The sequence below is a fragment of the Candidatus Glassbacteria bacterium genome (assembly GCA_019456185.1).
Lineage (GTDB): Bacteria > Gemmatimonadota > Glassbacteria > GWA2-58-10 > GWA2-58-10 > JAJRTS01.
The window spans coordinates 37,511-43,965 of sequence record VRUH01000011.1 but is presented as its reverse complement, the minus strand read 5'-3'; the positions used below and the strand labels follow the sequence as shown (position 1 = coordinate 43,965).

Below are 6,455 nucleotides of genomic sequence, written 5' to 3'. Positions count from 1 at the left end.
GAGGGCCTGCCCGACCAGGCCGGGGCGCTCCGGGCGGCCCTGCGCCAGCCGATCGGCTGCCAGGCGTTGAATTCGTTGATCGGGCCCGAAGACACGATCGGTATAGTATTCAGCGATCTCACCCGGCCGGCGCCGAACCGCTTGCTTATTTCCGCTATCCTCGACGAACTAGGCCCTCTCTCCCGCGATCGGATAATGCTCTTTAACGCCACAGGAACTCACCGGCCCAATACCGTATCCGAGCTAACGGAAATGCTGGGAGAGGAGATAGCCGCCAATTACAAAATAATTCAGAACGATGCCAATAACCGGGACTCGCACGTCCCGGTCGGAACGACAGCGGACGGGAACGAGATCCTGCTGCACCGGGAGTACCTTGACTGCACAGTGAAAATCCTTAGCGGGTTTATCGAGCCCCACTTCTTTGCAGGATTTTCAGGTGGAGGCAAGGCGTGCATGCCGGGCCTTGCCTCCCTGGATACCATCTGCAGAAACCATAGCGTGAAAAACCTCGACAGCCCGCTGGCCACCTGGGGCGTAACCGAGGGCAATCCGGTTTGGGAGGACGTGCGCCAGGCCGTCTCCCTTGCTCCGCCGGCATTTCTGCTAAACGTGGCGCTGAACCGGAACAAGCAGATTACCCGAGTGTTTGCCGGAGATTATAAAAAAGCTCACGAAACCGGCTGCGCTTTTGTCCGGGAGCGGGCGATGGTCCCTGTCAGTCAACCATTCGATATCGTAATCAGCAGCAATTCGGGTTACCCCCTGGACCTGAATCTTTATCAGGCGGTCAAGGGAATGAGCGCGGCGGCCAACATTGTCAAGCCGGGAGGCAGTATTATCGTGGCCGCCGATTGCTGGGACGGTATCCCCGACCATGGCGAATTCGCCCGCCTGCTGCACCAGGCCAAGGATATCGGTTCTTTGCTTGAAACTCTCCGGGAGCCAGGCTTTCACGTGCAGGACATGTGGGAGGCCCAGTTGCTGGCCCTTGTTTGCAGCAAGGCGGAAGTGTACCTTTACAGCCGGAACCTGACTGATGACCAGATTAGCGGAGCCCATCTCAAACCTTGCCGCAGCATAGATTACACGGTAAAAAATCTGGCAGCAAAAATCGGCCCCGGAGCTTCGGTCTGCGTGCTGCCCCAGGGTCCGCAGACCATTCCCTTCATCGCCGGCTGAGTATCGTACCCGCTTCGGACAATCAGCCTTGGAGCTTGCCACGAATCGTTTCCACCCAGTGCAGGGCTTTTACGCCGGTAGCGTGCTCGATCTGATGCCTGCAACTGAAACCGCAAGCCACCAGCGCCGTGTCCTCGCTCAGCTTTCTTACGGCCGGAAACAACCGGTCCTCGCCTATTTTTAGAGAAAGCTCGTAGTGCTCCCTTTCATAGCCGAATGAACCGGCCATGCCGCAGCAGCCCGAATCAATTTCAGAGACAGCCAGGCCGGGCACCCGGCCCAGGATTTTCATCATTGCCGTGGAACCGTAAAGGGCTTTCTGATGGCAGTGTCCGTGGAGCGAAACCTTCTTCACCCGAGCGGTGAAGCCGATATCCAGCCTGCCGCGATCGATCTCGTTTTGCAGGAAGACGTCGATCATCAGCACGTTTTCTCTGATCCTGCCTGCTAGGCCAGGATCGTCGATCAGCTCTGGAAGGTCGTCGGTAAGCGCGGATGCGCAACTGGGCTCGCAAACCACCACCTGCAGTCCCTGGCGGATAAATTCGTCCAGCCGGCGCAGGGTTTTTTCTCCATCGCGGCGGGCCTGGTCAAGATAGCCATGTGAGATTCTGGGGCGCTGGCAACAGCCGGCCCGGGCCGACGCCACCTGGTAGCCGCACGATTCCAGCAACTCCACTGCCGAGGAGCCCACTTGAGGTTCATTGTAGTTCAGGTAGCAGTCGTCGAAAAGCACCACTCTTTTTGCCGAAACGTTAGCCTGCCGCACTGCGAACCAGCGCTGAAAAGTTTCCCTGGCGTACAGGGGCAGCACTCTGCGCCGGTCAAACCCGGCCGTCTTTTCCAGCAATGTCCGGAACAGGCTGGACTTCAGCGGCAAATTGGCCAGCGGAGCTTTCCATCCCGAAAAAAACCGGGACAGGCTCAAAGAGGAGGCCACGGCCTTTTCGCGCACCGTACTGCCGTGCCGCAGGTGGTACCTGTGCAGGAACTCGCTTTTCAGCCTGGCCATGTCCACATTGCTCGGACACTCTGATTTGCAGGCTTTGCAACTGAGGCACAGGTCAAGAGCCTCGTAAAGCCGCTTGCTGGTCAGCCCGTCCGGGCCGAATCCGCCGGTCATGGCCAGACGCAGGGCATTGGCCCTGCCCCGGGTGGAATGTTCCTCATCGCGGGTGGCCATGTAGCTTGGGCACATGGTACCGGTCAGAGTCTTGCGGCACTCGCCAACTCCGCTGCACATTTCCACCGCTGCGGTAAAACCGCCGAAGTCACTGAAGCTGAATTTCGAAGCCAGCTCGGGCCGCTGGTACGCGGTCCCGTAGCGCAGGTTCCCGTCCATCGGCGGAGCAGCGATAATCTTGCCCGGATTCATCAGCCCGGCCGGGTCGAAAAGCCTTTTGACCTCGGTGAAAACGCTGTAAATCCTGGGCCCGTAAAACCTTTCCAGAAACGGACTGCGGGCCAGCCCGTCCCCATGCTCGCTGCTCCAGGATCCGCCGTAACGCTTCACCAGTTCGAACGCCCCCTCGGCGATGGCTTTCATCCTCTCGATGTCAGTGCTCCGGGCCAGATCAAGCACCGGGCGCAGATGGATAACCCCCACGCTGGCATGGGCGTACATTACCAGCCGGGTTTCCTGTTCCCGGCAGATATCCATCACCTGGTCCACATATTCAGCCAGCACGGCGGTCGGCACGCAGGCATCCTCGATAAAGGGGATTGGTTTACGTTCCCCTTTCATACCCAGCAGCAAGCCCAGGCCCTTTTTCCTCACCGTCCAGACCCTGGCCATCGACTCCCGGTCACTCAGTAGCGGGCAGGCGTAGCCCACCTGCTGACTGCGCAGTTCGCTTTGCAGTTTTTCGGCCTTGCCGAGAGCTTCCTCCAGAGTGTCCCCAAAGAATTCCACAATCAGCACCGCCTCCGGATCGCTTTGAAGAAAGTCGCACAACGATGCTGTCGAGCGGTTTTCCCTGGCCAGGGTCATCACCGTGCGGTCCAGGATTTCCACAGCCGAGGGCCCGTGGGCCAGAATCGGCTCAACCCCCCGGATCGCCTCAAGCAAGTCGCTGAAATGGACCACGCAGAGTACGGCGTGTCCGGGCAGGGGTTCCAGGTTGATTTTAGCCTCGGTCAGGCTGGCCAGGGTTCCTTCGCTGCCCACGATCAGCTTGGCCAGATTCCAGTCCCCGTCTCCGGGAAATTCGTCCAGGTTGTAGCCTCCCACCCGGCGCATCACCTTGGGAAAAGTGCGCAGGATCTCCTCCCGGTTACCGTCCACAATCTGCTTGAACCCGCGCAGAACTTCCCCCTCGCGGCCTGTTCCGGCGCTGCGGGCGGCATATTCCCCGGCGGACAGATTGGCCAGCTCCAGCACCTGGCCACCGGCCAGGACCACCCTGGTCTCCAGGGTATGGTCCACCGTCTTGCCGTACACTATACTTTTGGTGCCCGAAGAGTTGTTGCCGATCATCCCTCCCACAGTGGCCCGGCTGGTGGTGGCGGGATCCGGGGCAAAATGCAGGCCGCAGCCAGCAAGCTCTGCGTTCAGGTTGTCGCGGACCACTCCGGGCTGGACCCTTGCCCATCGCTCCTGTTCGTTTACTTCGATAACCCGGTTCATGTGCTTGGTGAAATCGATGACCAACGATTCTCCCACCGCCTGGCCGGCCAGGCTGGTCCCCCCCCCACGCGGCAAAATGCTCACCCCCAGCTCGGCGGCAATTTCGGCCACCGCGATCACATCGTCTTCGTCTACAGGCAGTACCACAGCTACGGGCGTCATCATGTAGTTGCTTGCATCGGTGGCATAGATGCCCCGGGTGACCTGATCGAACAGCACTTCTCCGCGCAGGCGGCAGACCAGTGCCTGTTCCAGTGAACGTAATTTGCCCGGGTTGGTCATCCGATAACTCCTGAGCGGGTCTGGTTACTCATAACCACCTCAACGCGCCCGATTTTTTAAATCAGTACACCGGCCAATAGGCAGACGGACCGGTGCAACATGCCACTAGCCGTTCATCAGCTTGCCGATAGCGGAGAGTAGCAGATTGACATTGTTCTCCGATGAGCTGTAGCCCATCAGCCCGATGCGCCAGACCTTGCCGGCCAATTCACCCAGCCCGGCGCCGATCTCGATATTGTATCGCTCCAGCAGCTTGCGCCTGGTGGGAGCGTCCTCCAGCCCGGCCGGGATTTTAACCGCGTTCAGCATGGGCAGCCGGTATTCGGGGGCCACCAGGTACTCGAAACCCAGTTTTTCCAGTCCGGCCCGCAACAACTCGCTATTGGCTTTGTGCCTGGCAAAACGGACCTCCAGGCCCTCTTCCAGCACAATCCTCAGGCTTTCGCGCAGTGCGTAGATCGAGGAAATGGGCGCAGTGTGATGGTACACCCGTTCCTCACCCCAGTATTTCCTGACCATGCTCAAATCCAGGTACCAGCTCTGGACCTTGCTTTTCCTGCTGTCCATCACCTCGAGCGCCCGGCTGCTAAACGATACCGGCGAGAGCCCCGGCGGGGCGCCCAGACATTTCTGGGTCCCGCTGTAGACCGCATCTATCTCCCACTCGTCCACTCGCACGTCGACGCCGCCCAGCGAGGTGACCGTGTCCACCAGGAACAGGGCCCCGGCCTGGTGAGCCAGCCGGCTGATCTCTTCGAGCGGCTGGAGCACGCCGGTGGAAGTTTCGGCATGGATGATCCCCAGCAGTTTCGGCCGGCAGCCCGTCAGCGCCTCTTTGACCTGCCGGGGATCGATGGGGCTGCCCCAGGGAGCGTCCACCCGGACCAGCCTGGCTCCGCAGCGGCCCACAATATCACACATTCGGTTGCCGAAAACTCCGTTGACGCAAACCAGGGCTTCGTCTCCCGGTTCCAGCAGGTTAACCAGAGCGGCCTCCATCCCCGCGCTGCCGGTGGCGGATATCGGGATTGTCAGTTCGTTGCCGGTGCGGAAAACCTGCCTCAGCATGTCCCTGACCTCATCCATAATATCCAGGAAACAGGGGTCCAGGTGGCCGAGCAGCGGAGTAGCCATGGCTCGCAGTATCCTGGGGTGCGCCTCGCTGGGTCCCGGGCCCATCAGGACTCTAACGGGAGGATTCAACTCACCCGGCACAGACATATCAACCTCCAAATTTTTTAATAATTGTCAGGAACATATTATTACTGTCTGAAAATCCCCTCATCCGGTTTTCGCCGGGATAGGCAAAATGGTCAATTGCACAGCCGGTGGACCTCATCGGCTATCATACGCAGGTTTTGCCACGGGGCGTCAAGCGGCACGGCGCACTCGGGTCCGATGATGTCGATATTACTTGCCAGCTTTTCCCGCACGTCGGCGGTTATCAATTCGGGCGTGCCGTCTCTGACCACCGCCAGATTACTGGTGCCGCCCATCAGAGCCAGTCCGTCTCCCGCCAGGGTGCGGGCCGAGGACGCGGGTATTTTGGAATCGTAATGAAAGCATTCGATACCGGTGTTCCTGATATAGGATATACGATCCGAGGTGTCACCGCAAATGTGAAGCAGCAGCGGGCAGCCCAGGCTCAGGCGCAGTTGCCGGTGTATTCCGGCCAGAAAATCCCGGTAGGTTTCCGGAGAACAGAGGTCACGGGTACAGTGGTCAGCCAGGGTCAGGGCGTCGGCCCCGGCTGCCAGTTGGGCCCTGCCGAAGCGGATTGTCACCTCCATCAGGCCGTGCAGGGCCTTTTTCACTTCACCGGGCTGCTCCACGCTGGCGATCAGAAAATTCTCGATGCCGTAGATGTGATAGGCCAGCGTCCAGGGTCCGAACACCTTGCCCACCACCGCCACTTCATCCCCGAAAGTTTTTTTCAGGATAGCCAGGGCCTCGAGCGGCACTGCGCAGGCTTCATTTTTAAGGAAATCAGGGGGAACATCCAAGGGATCGGAAATGGAGGGGCAGAGGACACCGCTGACCGTGGGCATGCAATCTGCAGCTCCCCAATCCACCCGGCAGCCCAGGGCCGCCGCTTCGTGCACGACGCTGAAGAGCGGCATGACATTGTCGTAACCCAGCACCGTATGGCCGGCACTGGCCAGGCGGGCCATCTTTTCGGCATCCAGGTGCGCCTGGGGAAAGCGGACGCCCAGTTTGTCCATCAGGTCGGCGGTGACTACCGAGGTGGCACTGCCCACGGCCGGGCGGAGAGTCCGGCCGCGCTTGAGCGCGCTCAGGAATATGTCCCGTGGTTTCACAGGGATTCTCTCCGGGGAGCGGTTGCAGACAGGGGTCCTCCCTATGT

At 60.0% G+C, this 6,455-nt stretch carries 4 protein-coding genes (1 of these 4 cut by a window edge); 1 reads left to right on the top strand and 3 read right to left on the bottom strand.

Annotated features, from left to right (window positions below; translation table 11 throughout):
* Window positions 1-1,182 carry the 3' portion of a nickel-dependent lactate racemase gene (gene larA / locus FVQ81_06145; GenBank protein ID MBW7996144.1) on the top strand. It extends 108 nt beyond the left edge of the window, so only the last 1,182 of its 1,290 coding nucleotides appear in the window; the start codon falls outside the window, past its left edge; the stop codon is at window positions 1,180-1,182.
* A 22-nt stretch (window positions 1,183-1,204) separates the two neighbouring features.
* Here the strand turns inward: larA and FVQ81_06140 are convergent, their stop codons facing one another.
* The 3 genes from FVQ81_06140 to FVQ81_06130 all read right to left on the bottom strand — a co-directional run bounded on the left by FVQ81_06140 (window position 1,205) and on the right by FVQ81_06130 (window position 6,453).
* Window positions 1,205-4,090, bottom strand: a complete 2,886-nt coding sequence (locus FVQ81_06140) for an FAD-binding protein (GenBank protein ID MBW7996143.1) — start codon at window positions 4,088-4,090, stop codon at window positions 1,205-1,207.
* 105 nt (window positions 4,091-4,195) lie between these two features.
* Window positions 4,196-5,311, bottom strand: coding sequence for an alanine--glyoxylate aminotransferase family protein (locus FVQ81_06135; GenBank protein MBW7996142.1), 1,116 nt, complete (start codon window positions 5,309-5,311; stop codon window positions 4,196-4,198).
* 92 nt (window positions 5,312-5,403) lie between these two features.
* Window positions 5,404-6,453: an MtaA/CmuA family methyltransferase gene (locus tag FVQ81_06130; GenBank protein ID MBW7996141.1), complete on the bottom strand. Its 1,050-nt coding sequence runs from the start codon at window positions 6,451-6,453 to the stop codon at window positions 5,404-5,406.
* Window positions 6,454-6,455 lie beyond the last annotated feature (2 nt).

What these genes read in the sequence shown, in the direction of transcription:
- FVQ81_06140 (MBW7996143.1), bottom strand. Translation starts at nt 4,090, where the DNA reads ATGACCAACCCGGGCAAATTACGTTCACTGGAACAGGCACTGGTCTGC.
- FVQ81_06135 (MBW7996142.1), bottom strand. Translation starts at nt 5,311, where the DNA reads ATGTCTGTGCCGGGTGAGTTGAATCCTCCCGTTAGAGTCCTGATGGGC.